Origin of the sequence: Fundidesulfovibrio agrisoli (assembly GCF_022808715.1) — a bacterium.
GTDB classification, from domain to species: domain Bacteria; phylum Desulfobacterota; class Desulfovibrionia; order Desulfovibrionales; family Desulfovibrionaceae; genus Fundidesulfovibrio; species Fundidesulfovibrio agrisoli.
In genome coordinates, this window is record NZ_JAKZKX010000001.1 from 226,931 (window position 1) to 245,984 (window position 19,054).

A 19,054-nucleotide genomic window follows, 5' to 3' on the forward strand; every position below is an offset into this window, starting at 1 on the left:
CGGAACGCCGCCCGAACGTCCCGCGAACCCGCGGGGCGCTTCGTTGTGACGGCCGCTCCGCGCCCGCCAAGCAACAGCAAAGGAGAATCACAATGGCCATCCAGATCACCGATGCGAACTTCGAAGAAGAAATCCTCAAGTGCCAGCTCCCCGTGCTGGTCGATTTCTGGGCGCCCTGGTGCGGCCCCTGCCGGGCGATGGGCCCCGTGATCGACGAGCTGGCCAACGAGTACACCGGCCAGGTGAAAGTGACCAAGATGAACGTGGACGAGAACCCCTCCACCCCCAGCAAGTACGGCATCCGCGCCATCCCCACCCTGATCCTGTTCAAGGGCGGCGAAGTGGTGGAGCAGATCACCGGCGCCGTCTCCAAATCCTCCATCAAGGAAATGATCAGCCAGAAGGCGCTCTAGTCTCATGAAAATGTTCGACGCCGTGGTCGTCGGGGGCGGGCCGTCGGGGCTCACGGCGGCCCTCTATCTTGCCAGGTCCGACCTGAAAGTGGCTCTTGTGGAGAAACTGGCCCACGGCGGACAGGTTCTGATGACGCACCTCATCGAGAACTACCCCGGCTACCCCGAGGGCATCGAAGGGTGGAAGCTCGCGGATATATTCTCGAAGCATCTCACCGCCTACCCCAACGTGGAGCACTTCAGCGGCTCCGTGAAATCCATCGAGCCCCACGAAGGCGTGCATCGCGTTCAACTCGACGAGGACACCCTCCACGCCAGGGCCGTCATCATCTGCAGCGGCGCGCAGTACAAGCGCGTCGGCCTGCCGGGTGAGAAGCAGCTTCTGGGCAAGGGTGTCTCCTACTGCGCCCTGTGCGACGGCAATTTCTTCAGGGGCCAGGACGTGGCCGTCATCGGCGGAGGCAATTCCGCCCTTGAAGAATCTTTGTACCTTGCCAGGCTGGTCAAAAAAATCTACCTCATCCACCGCCGGGACGACTTCCGCGCCCAGCGCTGCTACCAGGACAAGTGCGAAGTTCACCCGAACATCGAGATCCTGCGCAGCTCCGTGGTGGATGAAATCGTCGGGCATGACAAGGTCGAGGCCGTTATGGTCAGGTGTGTGAAAACCGGCGCTGTCCGGCGGATCGACGTTGAGGGTGTATTCATCTTCGTCGGTTACGAACCGCAGGGAGGTTTCTTCCCCGCGGGCATCGAGTTGGACGGCAAGGGCTTCATCGTCACCGATCAGGAATGCCGCACCTCCATCCCAGGCATCTACGCCGCCGGAGACGTCCGTTCCAAGAACGTCCGCCAGGTGGCCACGGCCGTGGGTGACGGGGCCTTGGCGGCAAGCACAGTCATCAGCTATCTGGAGACACTGGGGCATCATTAAAACCCGGCCCCCGAAATCACACACATGACAAGAACCACCATCGCCCGCGCCTTCTGTCTGGCGCTGCTCCTGTTCGGCCTCTCCGGCTGCGGCTTCATCGACTACTACTTCCTTCCCCCTCCTGACGACACCGCCCAGGAGCTCTGGGAGGCGGGTCGCGAGGCCATGAAGGAGAAGAAGTACACCGAGGCCCAGGAATACTTCCTGAAGCTCAAGGACCGTTACCCCTTCAGCCCCTACACGCCTGACGGCATCGTGGGCCTGGGCGACGCCTACTTCATGGACGACAAGTTCCTGCAGGCCGCCGACGCCTACAAGGAGTTCGAGGCGCTGCACCCCAGGCACGAACAGATTCCCTACGTGCTCTACCAGATCGGTGTCTCCATCTTCCGCAGACTGGATTCCATCGACCTGCCCCAGGACGGCCTCAATGAGTCCATCCAGTACTTCACCGTCCTCAAGGACGCCTACCCCAACTCCCAATGGGGCAAGGACGCACCCAACTGGATCGTGAAGTGCCGCACGCGCATGGCCCAGCACGAGATCTTCATCGCGGACTTCTACTGGAACAGCAGCCGCTACGGCGCGGCCTGGAAGCGCTACATGTATGTGGCGGAAAACTTCAAGGATCTTCCTGAGATATTCAAGTACGCCAAGGAACGGGCACAAGTGTCCTACCTGGAGTACCAGAAGACGCTCTCGGAGAACGAACGCCGCGATGCGGAAGGCACTTGGCACAAGTTCCTCAAGTGGCTCTAACAGACTGGGCGGCCTCCGGGCCGCCCTTTTCATCCCATGAACTATCCGGAATCTTCCCCCTCGCCCGGCGCGCCGCCCCTTCCTGAACGGTGGCGCGTCGGCGACGGCCGTTTCGCCAGGGCCTACGCCCGCACCGGCGACTCCGGCCGCGCCGTCATCAAGACCTGCATCGCGGGTGCCTACGAAACGGCTGACCCGCAAGCCCCCGCCCGGACGCTCACAGCCGGGACGTTCCCCTCCGGCAACACCCGCCTGATCGAGAAGCGCCCGCGCCCCTGGTTCGCCCTGGTGCTCGGGCAGGCGGTCCAGGCCCCGGCGCAGGTGGTGGCCGCGGTGCTCCCGGCCATGGCCCGGCGCATCCCGCTGGTGGCTGTGCTGCGTCCCGGGGTCAGCGCCCCCTGGCCCGACGCCGTGCTCGCGGCGCTGGAACTCTGCGGCGTGGAGAACGTCTTTTCGCCCCCCCTCAAGGAACTGCCCGGCTGCCTGGAGGCTCTGTCCGCCCTTGGGCCGGGCGGGGTGGCCTGCCTGGGCGATTTCGCGCTGTGGAGCCGCGTGCGCGACGCGGGCGAAATCAGCCACTGGCTGCGCCCGTCCGCTTCGATGGTCGTTCTGGATTCCGGCGCGCAATGGGACATGGAAGCCGTGGCCGTGGCCCACGCCGGGGTGCCTCTTACCAGGCTGAACTCCTGGGACGAAGCCGCCCCCGGCTCGCTGGACGCCGCCCTGGCATACCCGGGGCAAGCGCCGGATTGGTGCCCCCTGGTGCTGGAGCCGGGCCGCGAAGCCATGTGGGACTGGCCCGGCCTCCCCGAAGCCCTTTTCCACCAAACCCGCGTGCAGTTGGGCAGGGGGTAACATGGCCGCACCCGCCACCGGCAAAAAGGGGCTCGCCGCCCTGCGCAACATCGGCATCATCGCCCACATCGACGCGGGCAAGACCACGCTGACCGAGCGCATCCTCTATTACGCGGGCAAGATCCACCGCATGGGCGAAGTGCACGAGGGCACCGCCACCATGGACTACCTGCCCGAAGAGCAGGAGCGCGGCATCACCATCACCTCGGCCTGCACCACCTGCTACTGGAACGCGCACCAGATCAACATCATCGACACTCCGGGCCACGTGGACTTCACCATCGAGGTGGAGCGCTCCCTGCGCGTGCTGGACGGGGCCGTGGGCGTGTTCTGCGGCGTGTCGGGCGTGGAGCCCCAGTCCGAAACGGTGTGGCGGCAGTCGGAGCACTACAAGGTCCCCAAGCTGGCCTTCGTGAACAAGATGGACCGGCCCGGCGCGGACTTCGCGGCCGTGCTGGAGTCCATGAGGCTGCGCCTGGGGGCCAGGCCCCTGGCCCTGCAAATCCCCCTTGGCTCAGGGCAGGATTTCCACGCCGTGGCCGATCTTGTGACCCAGGAGAAGCTCACCTTCGCCGGGGAGGAGGTGCAGCGCGTCCCGCTCTCCGAAGCGGAGCGCGCCCTGGCCGCGCCCTGGCGCGACGCCATGCTGGAGGCCCTCGCCGAGCACGACGACGCCTTGATGGAGGCCTACCTCGGCGGGGAGGAGCTGGCCCCGGAGGCCGTGCGTCCCGTGATCCGCAAGGCGACTCTTTCACGCTCCCTGGTGCCTGTGCTCACGGGCTCGGCCCTGCGCAACATGGGCGTGCAGCCCCTCATGGACGCGGTCTGCCACTATCTGCCCAGCCCGGCGGATGTGGCTGCGGCCCACGGCCAGCACACCCACACCCACGAGGAAGTCGAGCTCGCCCCCGACCCCAAGAGCCCGCTGGCCGCGCTGGTGTTCAAGGTTCTCATGGAGGCCGGGCGCAGACTGGCCCTGGCCAGGGTCTACAGCGGCGAGTTGGTGGAAGGAGCGGACTGCCTCAACGTGACCCAGGGCAAGACCGAGCGGGTGGGGCGGCTGTTCCGTCTGCACGCCGACCAGAAGGAGCCCCTGCAGAAGGCCGGTCCCGGCGAGATCGTGGCCATTTCGGGCATGAAGCTGCCCCGCACGGGCGACACCCTGGCGGACAAGTCCCGCCCGGTGCTGCTGGAGAGCATCTCGCAGTACAAGCCGGTGCTCTCGCTGGCACTGGAGCCGCGCAACACCGAGGAGTTGGAGAAGCTCCAGGAGGCCATCGGCCGCCTCCTGCTGGAAGACCCCACCTTGGGCAGCGTCTACGACGAGGATACGGGCCAGCTCATCCTCTCCGGCATGGGCGAGCTGCACCTGGAGGTCGTGCTGGAGCGCATCCGCCGCGAGCACGGGCTCTCGCCCCGCTCGGGCAAGCCCCAGGTGGTCTGCCAGGAGACCGTGACCCGCGAGGCCACGGGCGAGGCCGTGTTCCAGCGCGAATTGGGCGGGCAGAAGCACTACGGCAAGGTGACGCTGGAGGTCTCCCCGCTGCCGAGGGAGAAGGGACGCGAGATCCACGTGCCGCTGGACCCCAAGGCCTGGCCCAAGGCCTGGCTGGACGCCGTGGCCGAAGGCCTGGAGGACGGCCTGGCCTCGGGCGTGCACTCCGGCTTCCCCGTGCAGGACGTCTCCGTGCGGGTGCTGGACATGGGCAGGCTCGACGGCGAATCCTCCGCCGTGGGCTACCGCATGGCCGCGGCGCAGGCCCTCAAGGCAGCCCTGCGCGAAGCGCGCCCGGCGCTGCTGGAACCCATCATGCTGCTCGAGATCGGCGTCCCCGGCGATTTCGTGGGCGACGTCATCGGCCTGCTGGGCGCCAAGGGCGCCAAGATCGAGAACCTTTTCGACAGGGCCGGGCTCAAGGTGGTCCAGGCGCTCACCCCCCTGAGCAGGCTGTTCGGCTTCTCCACGGAGCTGCGCTCGGCCACGCAGGGCAGGGCGGGGCTGGTCATGAAATTCGAACGCTTCGACCTGATGGACTAGGCATGCGCATCCTCGGTGGAAATTTCAAGGGGCGCAACCTGCCCACGCTGGAGGCCAAGGGCTGCCGCCCGGCCATGGCCGTGGTGCGCGAGGCCCTGTTCAACATCATCGCCGCGCGCGGCCTGGCCCTGTCGGGCGCGCGCGTCATCGACGTGTTCGCGGGCACGGGCAGCCTCGGCTTCGAGTGCCTGAGCCGGGGGGCCGCCTTCGTGCAATTCGTGGAGGCCAACCGCGCCCTTGCCAAACGCCTAGCCGACAACGCCCGGCTGCTGGGCCTGGAGGCCTCCCGGATTGCGGCCGCCCCGGCGGACGCCCTGAAGCTTCTGGCCAGGCCGCCCCGCATCCCTTTCGACCTCGCCTTCGTCGATCCTCCCTACGGCCAGGAGCTGCTGGCCCCCGTGATGAACCTGCTCGCCGCCAAACGCTGGCTCGCCGACGGGGCGCTGGTGGTGGCGGAAGTGGAAAAACACCTCGAATACGACGGCTGGCCCGCCTCGCTTGCGCTTGAGGCCGACCGCCAGTACGGACAGACCAGGATACTCATATGGACGCACCAGATCCCCGCACAGCGGTCTACCCCGGAACCTTCGACCCCCTGACCATGGGCCACTGGAGCCTGGTGCGCCGGGGACTCAACGTCTTCCCGCGCATCATCGTGGCCGTGGCCGAGCATTCCCCGAAGCAGCCCATGTTCTCCCTGGAGGAGCGCGTGGACATGATCCGCGAAGTCTTCAAGGACGACCCGGGCGTCAGCGTCGAGCCCTTCAGCGGCCTGCTGGTGGAATATGTGCGCTCCACGGGGGCGGGGGTCATCCTGCGCGGCATGCGCGCCGTCTCCGACTTCGACTACGAGTTCCAGCTGGCCCTGATGAACCGCCGCCTGGACAAGGACATCGAGACCGTCTTCCTCATGACCGACTTCAAGTGGCTCTACATCAGCTCCACCATCATCAAGGAACTGGCCCGGGCCGGGGGCGACTACGAAGGGCTGGTGCCCGACGCCGTGCGCGCCCGCCTGGTGGAGCGCCTGGGGCCCATTCGCGGCAAGAAGGCATGAGCGGAAACAAAAGCGCCGCCGGCCTGGATAGTACTGGTGGCCAGCGAGGCGCTCCGGGCAAGGTCCTGTGCCTGGTGGGCCCCACCGGCGCGGGCAAGACCGAGGCCGCTTTGGCCCTGGCCGAGGCCTTCCGGGGCTCCGTGGTCAACTTCGATTCCCGCCAGGTCTACCGGGTCGTTCCCGTCACCACGGCCCAGCCCAGCCCGGAGGAGCAGGCCCGCTGCCCGCATCTGCTCTACGGCTTCATGCCGTGCTCCCAGGCGGTGTCGGCCGGGAGCTTCGCGGAGATGGCCGCCAAGGCCGTGCATGCCGTGCTGGAGCAGGGCCGCACGCCCATTCTCGTTGGCGGCACCGGGCTCTATCTGCAGGCCTTGCTGGAAGGCCTCGCCCCCATACCCGACGTGCCGCGGGACGTGCGGGAGCGGGTGGCCAGCCAGTGGGACGAGCAGGGCGGCGACGTTCTGCACGCCAGGCTGGCCGAGGCGGACCCCGCCTACGCCGCGCGGGTGCACCCCAACGACCGCCAGCGCGTCACCCGGGCGCTGGAAGTGCTGGAGGCCACGGGCCGCACCTTCAGCGCCTGGCACGCCCTGGCAGAAAAACCCCTGGACCTGCCCTGCCTGAAGATGGGCATCCGCATGGAAAAGGCCGCCCTGGACAGACGGCTGGCGGCCCGCATTCATGCCATGCTGGAGCAGGGCGCCCTGGAGGAGGTCCGCCGGGCCGTGGCCGAAACGCCGGACCCGTCCGCGCCGGGGCTCTCCGGCATAGGCTGCGCCGAACTGACCGCGCACCTGCGGGGCGAACTGGGTTTCCAGGAAGCCCTGGACCTCTGGCTTTCCAACACCAAGGCTTACGCCAAGCGCCAGATGACCTGGTTCAAACGCGACACCTCCATCCATTGGTTCGGGCCGGGAAAAACGCGTGAAATGGTCGCGCTGGCCTCCGGCTGGTTGAACCTGCGGCCCATATCGGGCTAGGATGTTCCCATGAAGTACGTGGCGAGAAGGCAAATGCTCAAGGGGCTGGGCCTTGCCGGGCTGACCCTGGCCCTTCCGGGCGGAGTCCTGGCGGCCACCTCCCAGGAGCTGGCCTCCGAAGGTTTGGCCCGCCTGCAGGAGGGCAAGACAGCCCAGGCTCTGACGGCCCTGAAGGAGGCCGCAAAGCTCGACCCGGCCAACGCCTGGGTCTTCAACCTGCTGGGGCGGACCTACCACCTGTCCGGCCAGCCGCGCCTGGCCGTTGAGAACTTCCGCCTGGCCCTGCGCATCGACCCGGCCGACGGCTATTCCCGGATGATGCTGGACGTGCTGGCCCAGCACCCCCTGCCGCCCGCTCCGGCGGAGAAGCCCATCAAGTCCAAGCGGCTTTCCCCCCTGGAGGAGCAGGCCAGGGACGAGCTTTCAGCGTTCGCCAAGACCGGCAAGGCCGCCAGCAAGCGTCTGCTGCTCATCGACCCCGGCCACGGCGGGGCGGACAAGGGCGTCACCGGGACCACGGGCCTCGCCGAGAAGGATCTGACCCTGGAGGTCGCAAGCCTGCTGGCGTCGGAACTCAATGCCGCGAGCGGGTTCAGGGCCATGCTCACCCGCCAGGCCGACTACGCCGTGCCGCTGTGGGCCAGGAAGGCCCAGGCCGATCTCTTCGGGGCCGAACTGATGATCTCGCTGCACTGCGGCGCCTCCCTGCCGGGGTATGCGGGCGTGGAAATCTACAGCCACTCGGGAACCGCCTCCGACCCCGAGGCCAACGCCGTGGCCGAGTTGGAAAACGGCGTGCTGCGCTTCGAGCGCGTGCAGCCTCCGGTGCTGACTGAGCCCGCCTCGCAGCGCGGCCTGCTGGGTGCCTGGCGCGCCCGCTCCGGCGAGCGCCGCGGCAAGGAGCTCGCCGATGCCCTGGTCATCCAGTTGTCCCCGCCCGCGCCCCTGGCCCCGGGCCACGCCCGGCAGGCTCCGCTCGGCGTGCTGGATGGCCCCCGCTGCCCCTGCATGCTCATCGAACTGGGCTTCCTCTCCAATGCTCAGGAGGAAAAAGCCTTGAAAGGCAAGGACTTCCAGGCGGCCCTGGCCAGCAGCCTGGCCCAGGGCTTGACGCGCATCCTCGGATGAGGTTTCATCGGGCATGGCTCGCAGTGCCGGAAACTGGACCATCCCCAACGCGCTCACCATGGCGCGCATCCTGCTCACGCCATTCTTCGTGGTGCTCTTCCTGGACGGCAATTACTTCGGCGCGCTGAGCATGTTCTTCCTGGCAGGGCTCTCCGACGCCCTGGACGGCCTCCTGGCCCGCCTGCTGGATCAGCGCTCGGCCCTGGGCGCCATCCTGGACCCCCTCGCGGACAAGATCCTGCTGGTCACATCCTTCATCTGCCTGGCCCACGCGGGCTGGATTCCCCTCTGGCTGGCCGTGCTGGTGGTCAGCCGGGACGTCATCATCCTGGGCGGGATCGCGGTGCTGACCTTTTGGGGCCGGGACATGCGCCAGAGCATCCAGCCGAGCCTGATAAGCAAGCTTACCACGGCCACGCAGATGGCGCTCGTGCTGATGGGGTTCCTGGCGGGGATGCAGGTCTGGGGCGGCGCGGGCGAGGCCCTGCTGGAGGGCCTGATATGGATTGCGGCCGCACTGACGGTTGTTTCAGGCGGCCACTACGTGGCCAAGGGGCTGGCCATGTTCACGGGAGGGCAGGATCAGTGATCGCCGTCTTTGGGGCCGTCCTCCCTGCTGGAGCGCTTGAATTCGCGGATGGCCTTGCCCAGGCCCTTGCCCAGGCCGGGCAGCTTGCTGCCGTTGAACAGCACCAGCACGACGAGGATGATTACCAGCAAGCCCATGAGGCTCATGTCTGCGCTCCCTTCGGGAAGGATTTCCGCAGGACTACACCGTGGCCCGGTGCCGGTCAACAAACGGAGGGGGCGGCGTGAGCAAGGTGGTGCGCCTGCCGGCTTTCACCTGCGCCCACTTCCTGGCCGGGCGCTGCTTCTACGAGGAGCACCTCAACCCCGGGTATGACCAGTGGCTCCAGTGCAGCGTGGTGCTCAAGCTGCACGCCATGTACGACTCCTTCCTGGATCAGGCCGACGCCTTCGGGCTGGGCGAGAGCCAGGCCCGCGGCATGTGGGAGCGGCGTTTTCTGGAACTTTGCCGCCATGATACGGGTTGTCAGGACTATGAGCCCGGTGGTAACGAGGGCTTTCCGAACTGTGTGCACGGCATGGATGGCCTGTGCGTGCTCCGCTTCCCGGAGTGCGCGGGCAGGTGCCGCAACTATTCACTCAAACACCGGGGATGACCGCTGGTGACACACCACACGACTTCAGCTTCAGAGGTATTTCTCGTCCTGGTGCCCACCTTGTCCGCCGCCGGGGCGGAAGGCCTGCCCGCAGGGGTGCGCCTGTTCGACCCGGGCGTGGCGGAAGGGCAGGGCGACGCTACCAGGTTCACGCCCGCCAACCTGCCCATGTCGGGGCACGTGGCCAAGGCGATGCTCGCGCAGTTCGTCCAGCTTGCCCGCGAATCCAAGACCGTGGCCGACGTCTCCGCCTTCGCCTCCGGCGTATACGAGGACTTCCACAAGAACACCACCCACGCCATCAAAGACCAGATCCAGGCGGCCGTGCAGGGCGAGGATGCCGCGGCCAAGGCCCTGGAGCGCACCCTCTCCAAGGCGCAGACCGAGTTGTGCCTGGCCTGGGCCCTGGAGGACGTGGCCAGGGAGCTCAAGGGCCTCGAGGCGCGGCTTGACGACCAGTGGAAGACCTTCGAGCAGAACCTCGGCATGGACGGCGACGACGCCCTTGACGACGACGGACTCGGCCTGGTGGAGGGCAAGCCGTCGCTGGTGCCTTCCGGCCCGGCCGTGCCCGCCAGGATGATCCTGGACGCCGTGCTGGCCTTCCTGCCCGAGGGCTGCGGGCTCTTCAGCCGGGACGCCGCCCTGCGCGCCGACTGGGAAGAGTTCGGCGTCACTTTCGCCCCCGCTTCCGAGGCCACCCTGGCCCGCTTCGGCCTTGAAGCCCAAGGCGCGTGGCTGGAGGCCGAGGCCGAGGGGCGCAGGCTGTGCCTTTCCCGCCGGGCCGACCCGGAAAAGGCCTGGCAGGCGCGCAGCGTCACGGTTCTGGTCCCGGCGGGGAGCTGAGCGATGTTCGTCAGCCGCGACAATCCCTCGCCCGAGCTGCTCAAGGGCATCCACGGCTTCATATTCGACTGCGACGGCGTGCTGGTGGAATCCAAGGACGCCAACCGCATGTACTACAACACCGTGCGCGAAACCATCGGCATGCTGCCCATGACCCCCGAGGAGGAGGACTACGTGCACGCCCACGCGGTCATCCCCTCCATGCAACGCATCATCCCGCCCGAGAAGATGGCCGAGGCCGAGGCCGTGCGTCGCCGGATAAAGTTCACCGACATGCTGCCCTACACCACGCTGCAGCCCGGCCTCGTGGAGCTGCTCACCACCCTGAGGGAGCTCGGCTTCAAGCTGTCGGTGAACACCAACCGCACGGACTCCATGGAGATGCTCCTGGAGACCTTCGAGCTGACCGAATTCTTCGACCCGGTGATAACCGCGGCCAAGGTCAAGCATCCCAAGCCCAACCCGGAGGGCGTGCACGCCATCATGCGCCACTGGGGCGTGACGCGCCAGCAGGTGGCCTACATCGGCGACACCGGCGTGGACGAGCAGACCGCCCGCGCCGCCGGCGTGGCCTTCTGGGCGTTCAGGAACGAGGGGCTCGCCGCCGCGCTGCACGTCGAGGACTACGAGCCCCTGCGCAGGTGGGTCGTGGCCTGCCTCGCGTAGGGCGGCGCGTCCGAAAAAGCCCTTGATTTGCACCAGGGTGTGTGAGAGGCTGAACGCAATGTGGATCATTGTCTCCTGACCGCAACTACGAGGAATCATATGCCTTTTTTGGGACCGCTCCTCAAGACCATCGCTCTGATTCTTGACTTCGTCTTCGGCGCCTACAAGTGGATCATCATCATTGCGGCTGTCGTCTCCTGGGTCAGGCCCGACCCCTACCACCCGGTCATCCGTTTCCTGTACTCCGCCACGGAGCCGGTGCTCTACCGGGTGAGGCGGCTGCTCCCCTTTGTCATGGTCGGAGGGATGGACCTGTCCCCCCTTGTGGTCATCCTGGCCCTGCAGTTCATCGGCCAGGTGTTCATCGTCGAGTCGGTGCTGCAACTGGCATACATGGTGCGCTAACCGGGGCAAGCGTGTGACGGTCTCCAAGATCGACCTGCTCAACAAGAAGTTCAACCGCTGCATACGCGGCTATAGCCCGGATGAGGTTGATCTCTACCTGCACGACGTGGCCGAGGCCCTCGGGCAGATGGCGGACGAAAACCGCAGGCTGGCGGAGCGCCTGTCGCAGTGCGACCGCAGCCTCGCGGCCCGCCCGCCCGAACCGGACACCAACGCGAACCCCGCCGCCCTGCGCGAGGCCTTGGCCGCCGGGCGCAGGATCGTGGACGAAAGCACCGGCAAGGCCCGCCAGGACGCCCAGCGCATCCTGGAGGAGGCCCGGGCCGAGGGGGCGCGCCTCGTGGCGGACGCCAACCTGCTCAAGGCCAGGGTCTATGAGGACATAGCCGACCTGCGCGCCCAGAAGGAGGCCATGGCCCAGGAGCTGCGCAGACTGCTGGAAGGACATTTCAGGCTGCTCGAATCGGCTGAGGCGTCCACCGACGCCCGGCGGCCCGGCGGCGAATTCACCTTCGCCGACGGCGGTGAGTGATCCGGCGGGGCTGCCCGCATACGCCGAGCAGGCCAAGGACGGGGGCTACCGCATCCTGGTGTGGGTGCAGCCCGGAGCGAAGCACGACGCCGTGGCGGGCGTGGTCGAGGGCCGGCTGAAGATCCGGCTCAGGGCCCCCGCGGTTGACAACAAGGCCAACGACGCCCTGGTGGCGTTCATGGCGAAATATTTCGGGGTGCCCAAAAGCGCCCTGGAGCTGGCGGCGGGACATACCGGCCGCAAAAAGACCCTGCGCATCAGGCCCGGCCAACAACCGGACTGGGCCGCGCCGGGGAGCGCGGCCGGTTGAGGCTATCAACATCCAACAGGAGGCGGCGCCAATGGACAGTCACGATTTGGAGCTTATCGCCAAGCACAGCGAATCGGACGCGGAACTCAGAGCGCTCTACGCTGATCACGTGGCCTTCGAGAAAATGATTGAGAAGCTCGAAAGCAAGTCGTACCTCAACCCGACCGAATTGCAGGAAGTCAAGGAACTCAAGAAAAAGAAGCTTGCGGGCAGGACGCGCCTTGAATCAATGCTCGTCACCTACCGCAAGGCGGAGGCGAATTAACTCATGGAACTGACCGGGGCTCAGATTCTCCTCGAGTCTCTCGGACGCGAGGGAGTGGACGTTCTTTTCGGCTTTCCCGGCGGAGCGGTGATAGACATCTACCACCAGTTCCCCAACTATCCCAACCTGAAGCATGTGCTGGTACGCCATGAACAGGGCGCCATCCACATGGCGGACGGCTACGCCCGCGCCACGGGCAAGGTAGGGGTATGCCTCGTAACGTCGGGCCCCGGCGCAACCAACGCAGTAACCGGTATTGCCACGGCCTACATGGACTCCATACCCGTGGTCATCATCACCGGGCAGGTTCCCACACCGCTGATCGGAAACGACGCTTTTCAGGAAGTGGACATCGTGGGCATCACGCGCCCCTGCACCAAGCATAACTATCTGGTCAAGGACGTCACCAAGCTGGCCAGAACCATCAAGGAGGCCTTCTACCTGGCCCAGTCCGGCAGGCCCGGCCCCGTGCTGATCGACCTGCCAAAGGACATACAGCAGCAGCGCGCCGCCTTCAGCTATCCCAAGAAGGTGAGCATGCGCGGCTACAACCCGCATTACGAACCCAACGTCAAGCAGGTGCGCAAGGTCGCCGAGCTGATCTGCAAGGCCAAGAACCCCGTGCTCTACGCGGGCGGCGGCGTCATCAGCTCAAGCGCCTCCAAGGAACTCACGAAGCTGGCCCAGGCCCACAACATCCCCGTCACGGCGACGCTGATGGGCCTGGGCTGCTTCCCGGGCGACGACCCGCGCTGGCTGGGCATGCTCGGCATGCACGGCACCTTCGCGGCCAACCACGCCATCTCCTCGGCCGACCTGCTGCTTGCCGTGGGCGCGCGCTTCGACGACCGCGTCACCGGGAAGCTGAGCGCCTTCGCCTCCAAGGCCACCATCGTGCACATCGACATCGACCCCACCTCCATCCAGAAGAACGTGAGCGTGGACGTGCCCGTGGTGGCCGACTGCAGGCTGTTCCTGGAGGCCCTGAACAAGGAGCTCGCCGAGGTGGTCAAGTCCGGCGCGCCCTGCGCCCCCAAGGACGCCTGGTTCGAGCAGATCACCGCCTGGAAGAAGAAACACCCCCTGACCTACAAACCCGCCGCCAAGGACGGGCCCATCAAGCCCCAGGCCGTGGTGGAGGCCATCCACAAGCTCACCAAGGGCGACTGCATCATCGCCACCGAGGTGGGCCAGAACCAGATGTGGGCCGCGCAGTTCTTCAACTACACGAAACCGCGCACCCTGCTGACCTCCGGCGGGCTCGGCACCATGGGCTACGGCTTCCCGGCGGCCATCGGCGCGCAGGCCGCATTCCCTGAGAAGCTGGTCATCGACGTGGCCGGGGACGGCTCCATCCAGATGTGCATCCAGGAGTTGGCCACCGCCGTGGCCTACAATCTGCCGGTGAAGATCGTGATCCTCAACAACGGCTACCTGGGCATGGTGCGCCAGTGGCAGGAGCTCTTCTACGACAGGAACTACTGCAACACCTGCCTGGACGTTGCCCCGGACTTCGTGAAGCTGGCCGAGGCCTACGGCGCGGATGGCTTCCGCGTGAAGAAGGCGGAGGATATGGAGGCCACCCTTAAGGCGGCGTTCGCCTCGCCCAAGCCCTGCATCGTGGACGTGCTGGTGGACCCGGAGGAGAACGTGTACCCCATGGTTCCCGCGGGCAAATCCATCACCGAAATGATCCTGGTCTAAGGAGGACGCCGTGCGCCACATACTCTCTATCCTGGTGGAAAACGAACCCGGCGTCCTGTCCCGCGTATCCGGCCTGTTCAGCGGCAGGGGCTTCAACATCGAAACCCTCAACGTGGCCCCCACCCTCGAGGACGGCGTCTCCATCATGACCATCACCACGGTGGGGGACGAGCAGATCATCGAGCAGATCATCAAGCAGCTGCGCAAGCTGGTCACGGTGATAAAGGTGGTCGACCTGACCGAGGTCAAGAACGTCGAGCGGGAGATGATGCTGCTCAAGGTCTCCGCCGAGGACGGCAAACGGGCGGAGATCCTGCGTATCGTGGACGTGTTCCGTTGCAAGGTGGTGGACGTGGGCTTCGACGAGCTCACCATCGAGATCACCGGCACGCAGGACAAGCTCTCCGCGCTCATCAACCTCATGCAGCGTTTCGGCATCAAGGAGATCGCCCGCACCGGCGCGGTGGCCATGCGGCGCAGCATGCAGTAAATTCGCTTGAGCTCCGCCCGGCCGCACCAGATGCGGCCGGGCGAAGCGATCGCTTCACGTCGGCTGGGCGGGTTCGCCTTGCCAGTTTTACACTTTTCGGCTATTTTTCCCCTTCTTACGCACAAGCCCGCCATTACCGCACAGTGATTTGATAAGGAGCTCTTCCAATGAAAGTCTTTTACGATCAGGACGCCGACCTCTCCCTCCTCAAGGACAAGACCGTCGCCATCATCGGTTACGGTTCCCAGGGCCACGCCCACGCCCAGAACCTTCGCGATTCCGGCGTGAACGTGGTCATCGGCCAGCGTGAGGGCGGCCCCAACTGGAAGCTGGCCAAAGAGCACGGCTTCGAGCCCATGGACGCCGCTGCCGCCGCCGCCAAGGCCGACGTGATCATGATCCTGATCCAGGACCAGTACCAGGCCGACCTGTACAACAACTGCATCAAGCCCAACCTGAAGCCCGGCAAGGTGCTGGCTTTCGGCCACGGCTTCAATATCCACTTCAACCAGATCGTGCCCCCCGCCGACGTTGACGTGGTCATGATCGCCCCCAAGGGCCCCGGCCACATGGTGCGCCGCGTGTACACCGAGGGTTCCGGCGTGCCCTGCATCGTCGCCGTGGAGCAGGACGCCTCCGGCAAGGCCTTCCAGATCGCCCTGGCCTACGCCAAGGGCATCGGCGGCACCCGCTCCGGCGTGCTGCAGACCACCTTCCGCGAAGAAACCGAGACCGACCTCTTCGGCGAGCAGGCCGTGCTGTGCGGCGGCGTCTCCGAGCTGATCAAGGCCGGCTTCGAGACCCTGGTCAACGCCGGATACCAGCCCGAGATCGCCTACTTCGAGTGCCTGCACGAGCTGAAGCTCATCGTGGACCTGATCTACGAGGGCGGCCTGGCCAAGATGCGCTACTCCATCTCCGACACCGCCGAGTACGGCGACTACACCCGCGGCCCCCGCGTCATCACCGACGAGACCCGCAAGGAGATGGCCAAGATCCTCAAGGAAATCCAGATGGGCGAGTTCGCCAAGGACTTCATCATGGAGAACCGCGCCGGCGGCAGGGCCCACTTCCTGGCCATGCGCCGCGTCAACGCCGAGCACCAGATCGAGCAGGTCGGCTCCAAGCTGCGCGGCATGATGAGCTGGCTGAAGAAATAAACAGGTTCTGCCTGTTTTTTAGGGCCGTGGTTCTGGACGGAACCACGGCCTTTTCTTATTAATGACGAGCGGGGAGGCGCGTCTCGCGGCTTCCCGCCGGTTCTCCGCCCAAGAGGCGCAGCCGGATGTATGCGTATAGTCCTGAAGGTGCGCCCATGCCGAACCTCATACGCCAAGTGTTCCTCGTGACGGCCATCCTCGCTGTGCTGGCCGCGCAGGCGCACGCCCAGCAAAAGCGCGACGGCCACTACTGGCGCACCATCCCGGAGACCGAGAAGATCGATATCATCCTCGGCTTCTACGACGGCATGGCCCTCTCCGAAGGGCTGGTCCAGGTTGTCATCCGCGACAACTACACCATCTGCTCCGAAGTCATCGAGAGCATCATGACCCAGACCGCCCGCTACATGGACAACCTGAGCACCATGGACGCGGCCACCGGGCTGGACAAATTCTACGACGACCCCGCCAACCGCAACATCCCCATTTCCTGGGGCATGTGGGTGGTGGCCCGCAAGGCCAAAGGCGACAAGAATCTCGGCCCCTTCATCAAGGAACTCAGGAAGGCCCATAAATGATCGCAGCCATCGACATGACGGACCCGGCTCTGGTCATGGGCCACGCCTCCATCGACGAGCAGCACCGCGCCCTGGTGGGCATGATCGAGGAGCTGGACGAGCGCATGGCGCGCGGCGAGTTCGGCCAGGGCGTGCTCGACGCCATCCAGGGCATGATGGCCTACGCCGCCACCCATTTCGATGACGAAGAAAGCCTCATGCGCGAAGCCGAATGGCCGAACCAGGCTGAACACAGGGCCATGCACGCGGAGTTCATGCAGAAGACCGGGGGATTCTTCGAGGACGCCCCCGCGGACAGCGAGTGGACATCCCTGGACGTGCTGCGCTTCCTGCTGCACTGGCTGCTCAAGCACATCAAGATCGAGGACAGGCGCTTCTTCGACTGGCTGACGGAACGGAGCGCGTAACCGTCCAGGCCTTCACCGCCAGCGGGGCGCTACCTGCTCCCGCCACGAGAAACCGAAAACGCCAGGCACTCCCTTTTTGGGGATGCCTGGCGTCTGATTTTATGCCGTTTTCCGGGCTAACGCGTCACGGCAAGGCTCGGCGGGTTCCACGTCCCCGATCCCGGGGGCAGGATCGATGGCGGCGTGGCCTTGGGCCAATACAGGCGCATGACCAGGTAGATGGGGCCGTTGGGCGCGGGCAGCCAGTTGGACTCCTTGGCCTTACCTGGCGATTTGTTCTGAATGTACATAGTCAGGGATCCGTCCGGATTCTTCTTCATCCCCGGCAGCATTGGCGAGTTGATCAGGTAACGGTCGATGGGGTTTTCAATCAGCAGTTGGGTCTTGCCGTCGTACATCGTGACCGACCAGAAGGCATTCACAGGAGGCAGTTGCCCTGCTGGGAAGGTGAGGGTGTAATCGTGCTTGGAGCCGTCCAGAATCTCCCCGTTCGGCAGTGTCTTCGTCATGGGGTATACGGCCTCGACCGCGTCGTTGCCGTAGATGCCGGCCTTGGCAGCCGCCGCACGCATGAGCCAGTTGCCATTGTAGAAAGCCCGATCGCCGAACACTGAGGCGATGACCCAACCGTTGGCCTTCGCCCCGGCGTTCTCCTCGGCTTGAACGATCTTCTTCTCGCCGTCCGCCATGCCGAGCAGCACGGCGACCTTGTGCTCCATGGAAAGGTCCTTGAAGTCGAAGGTCTTGCCCGGGCCGACGCCGATGCGCGCCAACTTGGCGCGGATGGCCTGCTCCTCGGGGCCGGCCGGGGCGAAGCGAAGGGCGAAGTCGAGGTAGTCGAAGAAGCCGGTCTTGATCTTTTCCTTGTCGATGGGAGGGAATTCCAGCGACGCGGGTGCGGGCGGGGCCGGACGGCCGAGGAAGGCCGAAAGCGGGCGCGCCTTGTAGCCGGACTGCACCTTGACCACGTTCGGCATGTCCTTGGGGTTGAAGAGCTGGGTGCGGAAGATGGCCGCGGAGAATTCCGTGGTGGACCTGAACACCCGCTTGATCCCCGGAGGGGTCTCGCCCTTCCAATTCGGCCCCACGACCAGGTAGTCTCCGGCGTCGCTGCCGGTGGCGCGGCTGCCGATGTAGCCGTAGTTGAAGGTGTTGCCGTCGCAGAGCATCACCGAGTAGTACCGCTTCTTCTCAACCTTGGGGACGCTCAGCACCATGGGCTCGGCGCGCAGGTCGAGCCAGAGCATGGAGTAAGGCGTATCGCTGTTGGGCGTGATGACGGTGGTGTCCTTGTAGGTGAAAACGCGGGCCTCGTTGCTGATCTGGTTGAAGGGGGCCTTGAATTGGCCCGAGTTGCGGTCGACAGAGAACTCATACATCACATCGTAGTTCATCACGATGGGCAGGCCGTAGATGAAACCTTCCTCGGCGATGGCCCGGGTCTCGGCGATGTCTGGCCTGTCCTTTTGCCCTTTTTCCGCGCGGTTGATGCTGTCCTTCATGTTCGCGCAACCCGACAGCATGGTGGCCGCCAGGGCCAGGGCCACGGTGACGTTCAGCAGCGTCCGGCTATACTTTCCCATAGATGTTGCACCCTTCAGGTATCATTGGACGTGGAGCGCAATGCTTACGCCTGCCTCGCCAGTTTCCCCAGCAGCTCCCGCCGCGAGAGGACTTTGGGCTTCCCGGGGCGCGCGGCCATAAGGTGCGCGTAGTAGAGGCTGGGATGCACCTCGGCCAGGAATATCACCCTTACGTCGGAAACGTCCACCAGCATGGCGTGGGGCTTCTTGCGCCTGACCTGCTCCAGGCGCTTGGCGGCCATGTCCAGCATGTCCTGGCGGTCTCCGAAGTGCATGGTGTTGGTGGGGCAGGTCTTCACGCAGGCCGGGAGCATGCCGTTCGTGACCCTGTCGATGCACATGTTGCACTTGGTGAGGGCTCCCGTCTCCGGGTTGGGGCGGGGGATGTCGTAGGGGCAGGCGTTGCGGATCTCCGTGGCGTCCAGCTTCTTGGTGCGCTCTGTGTAGAGCACCGCGCCGGTGGCCGGGTCCTGCACGATGGCCTCGGGGTCGTACATGTCCGCCACCATCTTGCAGGGCGGCTGCAGGCAGTGGCGGCACTGCTCCGGGAAGAAGAGCCAGCGCAGAGCGCCGTCCACCACCACCTCGCTGAAGCGGACCAGCTTGAAGGTGGAGGAGGAGAGGTCCGGCGGGTTCTGGTATCCGCCGGTTTGGACCGTCTCCACCACCTTCTGGTTCTTCCATTGCTTGCACGCCACCTGGCAGCCCCGGCACGCGGTGCAGCGGGTCTGGTCTATGAAGAAGGATTTTCCCGGGATCA

Annotated in this window: 24 protein-coding genes and 1 pseudogene; 22 read left to right on the forward strand and 3 right to left on the reverse strand. The window is 65.7% G+C overall.

What is annotated here, in order from left to right; genetic code table 11:
- Positions 1-77: 77 nt before the first annotated feature.
- The 10 genes and pseudogenes from trxA to MLE27_RS01050 all read left to right on the forward strand — a co-directional run.
- Positions 78-413 (forward strand): annotated as a pseudogene (trxA, locus tag MLE27_RS01005) (thioredoxin); the annotation flags it as partial.
- 4 nt (positions 414-417) lie between these two features.
- Positions 418-1,347, forward strand: coding sequence for a thioredoxin-disulfide reductase (gene trxB / locus MLE27_RS01010; protein WP_243309990.1), 930 nt, complete (start codon positions 418-420; stop codon positions 1,345-1,347).
- A gap of 24 nt (positions 1,348-1,371) precedes the next feature.
- Positions 1,372-2,106: an outer membrane protein assembly factor BamD gene (locus MLE27_RS01015; RefSeq protein WP_243309991.1), complete on the forward strand. Its 735-nt coding sequence runs from the start codon at positions 1,372-1,374 to the stop codon at positions 2,104-2,106.
- Positions 2,107-2,142: 36 nt separating this feature from the next.
- The gene (locus MLE27_RS01020) at positions 2,143-2,961 is read left to right on the forward strand and encodes a hypothetical protein (RefSeq protein WP_243309992.1); all 819 of its coding nucleotides are present in this window, start codon (positions 2,143-2,145) and stop codon (positions 2,959-2,961) included.
- A gap of 1 nt (position 2,962) precedes the next feature.
- On the forward strand, positions 2,963-4,999 hold the full coding sequence (gene fusA / locus MLE27_RS01025) for an elongation factor G (RefSeq protein ID WP_243309993.1): 2,037 nt from the start codon (positions 2,963-2,965) through the stop codon (positions 4,997-4,999).
- 2 nt (positions 5,000-5,001) lie between these two features.
- The gene (rsmD, locus tag MLE27_RS01030; protein ID WP_243309994.1) at positions 5,002-5,598 is read left to right on the forward strand and encodes a 16S rRNA (guanine(966)-N(2))-methyltransferase RsmD; all 597 of its coding nucleotides are present in this window, start codon (positions 5,002-5,004) and stop codon (positions 5,596-5,598) included.
- The gene (coaD, locus tag MLE27_RS01035) at positions 5,544-6,056 is read left to right on the forward strand and encodes a pantetheine-phosphate adenylyltransferase (RefSeq protein WP_243309995.1); all 513 of its coding nucleotides are present in this window, start codon (positions 5,544-5,546) and stop codon (positions 6,054-6,056) included. The genes rsmD and coaD overlap by 55 nt, the downstream gene beginning before the upstream one ends.
- Positions 6,053-7,036 carry a tRNA (adenosine(37)-N6)-dimethylallyltransferase MiaA gene (gene miaA / locus MLE27_RS01040; RefSeq protein ID WP_243309996.1) on the forward strand — a complete coding sequence of 328 codons (984 nt, stop codon included), beginning with the start codon at positions 6,053-6,055 and terminating at the stop codon, positions 7,034-7,036. The genes coaD and miaA overlap by 4 nt, the downstream gene beginning before the upstream one ends.
- Positions 7,037-7,045: 9 nt before the next feature.
- A complete protein-coding gene (locus MLE27_RS01045) occupies positions 7,046-8,164 on the forward strand; it encodes an N-acetylmuramoyl-L-alanine amidase (RefSeq protein ID WP_243309997.1) in 1,119 nt (372 codons plus the stop codon).
- Between the two features lie 13 nt (positions 8,165-8,177).
- Positions 8,178-8,753 carry a CDP-alcohol phosphatidyltransferase family protein gene (locus MLE27_RS01050; protein ID WP_243309998.1) on the forward strand — a complete coding sequence of 192 codons (576 nt, stop codon included), beginning with the start codon at positions 8,178-8,180 and terminating at the stop codon, positions 8,751-8,753.
- Here the strand turns inward: MLE27_RS01050 and MLE27_RS01055 are convergent.
- On the reverse strand, positions 8,747-8,899 hold the full coding sequence (locus MLE27_RS01055; protein ID WP_243309999.1) for a twin-arginine translocase TatA/TatE family subunit: 153 nt from the start codon (positions 8,897-8,899) through the stop codon (positions 8,747-8,749). The two genes, MLE27_RS01050 and MLE27_RS01055, sit on opposite strands and share 7 nt — an antisense overlap.
- Positions 8,900-8,976: 77 nt before the next feature.
- On the opposite strand from MLE27_RS01055, the gene MLE27_RS01060 reads away from it, so the two are divergent.
- The 12 genes from MLE27_RS01060 (at position 8,977) to MLE27_RS01115 (ending at position 16,711) form a co-directional block, all read left to right on the forward strand.
- Positions 8,977-9,348, forward strand: a complete 372-nt coding sequence (locus MLE27_RS01060; protein ID WP_243310000.1) for a hypothetical protein — start codon at positions 8,977-8,979, stop codon at positions 9,346-9,348.
- A 51-nt stretch (positions 9,349-9,399) separates the two neighbouring features.
- Positions 9,400-10,194 carry a hypothetical protein gene (locus tag MLE27_RS01065; RefSeq protein WP_243310001.1) on the forward strand — a complete coding sequence of 265 codons (795 nt, stop codon included), beginning with the start codon at positions 9,400-9,402 and terminating at the stop codon, positions 10,192-10,194.
- 3 nt (positions 10,195-10,197) lie between these two features.
- Complete coding sequence (locus MLE27_RS01070; RefSeq protein WP_243310002.1) at positions 10,198-10,860, forward strand: HAD family hydrolase; 663 nt, start codon at positions 10,198-10,200, stop codon at positions 10,858-10,860.
- A gap of 99 nt (positions 10,861-10,959) precedes the next feature.
- Entirely contained in the window at positions 10,960-11,265 is a 306-nt protein-coding gene (locus MLE27_RS01075; RefSeq protein ID WP_243310003.1) for a YggT family protein, read from the forward strand.
- Between the two features lie 13 nt (positions 11,266-11,278).
- Complete coding sequence (locus MLE27_RS01080) at positions 11,279-11,797, forward strand: DivIVA domain-containing protein (RefSeq protein WP_243310004.1); 519 nt, start codon at positions 11,279-11,281, stop codon at positions 11,795-11,797.
- Entirely contained in the window at positions 11,790-12,107 is a 318-nt protein-coding gene (locus tag MLE27_RS01085; RefSeq protein WP_243310005.1) for a DUF167 domain-containing protein, read from the forward strand. Before MLE27_RS01080 ends, MLE27_RS01085 begins: the two co-directional genes overlap by 8 nt.
- Positions 12,108-12,138: 31 nt before the next feature.
- Positions 12,139-12,372, forward strand: coding sequence for a DUF465 domain-containing protein (locus MLE27_RS01090; protein WP_243310006.1), 234 nt, complete (start codon positions 12,139-12,141; stop codon positions 12,370-12,372).
- 3 nt (positions 12,373-12,375) lie between these two features.
- A complete protein-coding gene (ilvB, locus tag MLE27_RS01095; protein WP_243310007.1) occupies positions 12,376-14,076 on the forward strand; it encodes a biosynthetic-type acetolactate synthase large subunit in 1,701 nt (566 codons plus the stop codon).
- A 10-nt stretch (positions 14,077-14,086) separates the two neighbouring features.
- A complete protein-coding gene (gene ilvN, locus MLE27_RS01100; RefSeq protein WP_243310008.1) occupies positions 14,087-14,566 on the forward strand; it encodes an acetolactate synthase small subunit in 480 nt (159 codons plus the stop codon).
- A 167-nt stretch (positions 14,567-14,733) separates the two neighbouring features.
- Positions 14,734-15,726, forward strand: coding sequence for a ketol-acid reductoisomerase (gene ilvC / locus MLE27_RS01105; protein ID WP_243310009.1), 993 nt, complete (start codon positions 14,734-14,736; stop codon positions 15,724-15,726).
- A 155-nt stretch (positions 15,727-15,881) separates the two neighbouring features.
- Positions 15,882-16,304 (forward strand): hypothetical protein, encoded by a 423-nt coding sequence (locus MLE27_RS01110; RefSeq protein WP_243310010.1) that lies wholly within the window; start codon positions 15,882-15,884, stop codon positions 16,302-16,304.
- Complete coding sequence (locus MLE27_RS01115) at positions 16,301-16,711, forward strand: bacteriohemerythrin (protein WP_243310011.1); 411 nt, start codon at positions 16,301-16,303, stop codon at positions 16,709-16,711. Before MLE27_RS01110 ends, MLE27_RS01115 begins: the two co-directional genes overlap by 4 nt.
- A gap of 116 nt (positions 16,712-16,827) precedes the next feature.
- Here MLE27_RS01115 and MLE27_RS01120 read toward each other — a convergent pair whose 3' ends face one another.
- Both MLE27_RS01120 and MLE27_RS01125 read right to left on the reverse strand, forming a co-directional pair.
- The gene (locus MLE27_RS01120; RefSeq protein ID WP_243310012.1) at positions 16,828-18,294 is read right to left on the reverse strand and encodes a DUF1254 domain-containing protein; all 1,467 of its coding nucleotides are present in this window, start codon (positions 18,292-18,294) and stop codon (positions 16,828-16,830) included.
- A gap of 44 nt (positions 18,295-18,338) precedes the next feature.
- A complete protein-coding gene (locus MLE27_RS01125; protein WP_243310077.1) occupies positions 18,339-19,052 on the reverse strand; it encodes a 4Fe-4S dicluster domain-containing protein in 714 nt (237 codons plus the stop codon).
- Between the last annotated feature and the right edge of the window lie 2 nt (positions 19,053-19,054).